Origin of the sequence: Pseudomonas sp. PNPG3 (assembly GCF_023093815.1) — a bacterium.
In the GTDB taxonomy this organism is placed as follows: domain Bacteria; phylum Pseudomonadota; class Gammaproteobacteria; order Pseudomonadales; family Pseudomonadaceae; genus Aquipseudomonas; species Aquipseudomonas asiatica.
Genome location: NZ_JALLKV010000125.1, coordinates 1 through 1,312 on the forward strand (window position 1 = coordinate 1; position 1,312 = coordinate 1,312).

The 1,312-nt window shown below is 60.8% G+C and carries 1 protein-coding gene and 1 other annotated feature; the gene reads left to right on the forward strand.

The features are described 5' to 3' along the window. Positions 1 to 50: 50 nt before the first annotated feature. A protein-coding gene (locus tag MJ643_RS30345) for an IS3 family transposase (protein WP_247727276.1) occupies positions 51 to 1,273 on the forward strand; the annotation gives its coding sequence in 2 pieces (ribosomal slippage) (positions 51 to 336 and positions 336 to 1,273; 1,224 coding nt in all). Next, positions 329 to 445, forward strand: a sequence feature (AL1L pseudoknot). Its footprint overlaps the gene before it by 117 nt. Positions 1,274 to 1,312 lie beyond the last annotated feature (39 nt).

A 1,312-nucleotide genomic window follows, 5' to 3' on the forward strand; every position in this document is an offset into this window, starting at 1 on the left:
TGAATCGCCCCGGGTTTCGTGGAGGCCTCAACTCTTGAGAAGATGAGGCCATGAGAAAGACTACGACCTACTCCCCTGAAGTCCGTGAACGTGCCGTGCGCATGGTTCTGGAACACCTGAATGACTACCCCTCCGAGTGGGCGGCCATTGAGGCCATTGCCCCGAAGATTGGCTGTGCCGCGCAAACCCTGCATGGCTGGATTCGTCGCCAGCAGACAGATGTGGGGCAGCGCCCCGGTCAGACTAGTGAAGAGCGTGAGCGCATCAAGGCCCTGGAGCGAGAGAATCGCGAGCTGCGCAAAGCCAACGAGATCCTGCGCCTGGCCAGTGCGTATTTTGCCCAGGCGGAGCTCGACCGCCGCACCAAGTCCTGAGGGCATTCGTCGATCAGCATCGTGACCGTCTCGGGGTCGAGTCGATTTGCCGTGTCTTGCAAATCGCCCCGTCCGGTTACCGCAGGCACGCGGCACAGCAACGCAACCCGGCACTACGCTGCTGCCGTGCTAAGCGTGATGACGCGTTGACCCTGGAAGTCCAGCGGGTGTGGGACACCAACATGCAGTGCTATGGCGCAGTGAAAGTCTGGAAGCAACTCAGGCGAGAAGGTATCGAGGCGGCCAGATGTACGGTAGAGCGGTTGATGCGTCGGGCTGGATTGCAGGGCATCAGGCGCGGCCAGATCCTGCGCACAACGGTGGCCGGCGACAAGTCGCTCTGCCTGCTGGATCGCGTGCAGCGCCAATTCCATGCCGACCGCCCAAATCAGCTGTGGGTATCGGACTTCACGTATGTGTCGACCTGGCAGGGCTGGCTGTATGTGGCGTTCGTGATCGACGTCTTTGCACGCCGTATCGTCGGCTGGCGAGTCAGTACCAGCATGAAGACCGACTTCGTGCTGGATGCCCTGGAGCAAGCCCTGTATGCCCGCCAGCCACATCGTACGGGTGGCCTGATCCATCACAGCGACCGTGGCAGCCAGTACGTCTCGATCCGCTATACCGAGCGACTGGCAGAGGCCGGCATTGAACCTTCAGTTGGCAGCAAGGGCGACAGCTATGACAACGCCCTGGCTGAGACTATCAACGGGCTGTACAAGGCCGAGCTGATCTACCGCCAGTCGTGGAAGAGCCGCGAGGCTGTTGAGATGGCGACCTTGAAATGGGTGCACTGGTACAACCACCAGCGGTTGCTGAGCTCAATCGGCTATATCCCGCCTGCGGAGGCTGAGGCAAACTTCCACCAGCAACAAGCAGGTCAGGCCATTGCGGCCTGACTTAAACGAAACGGCCTCCACGAAACCCGGGGCGATTCA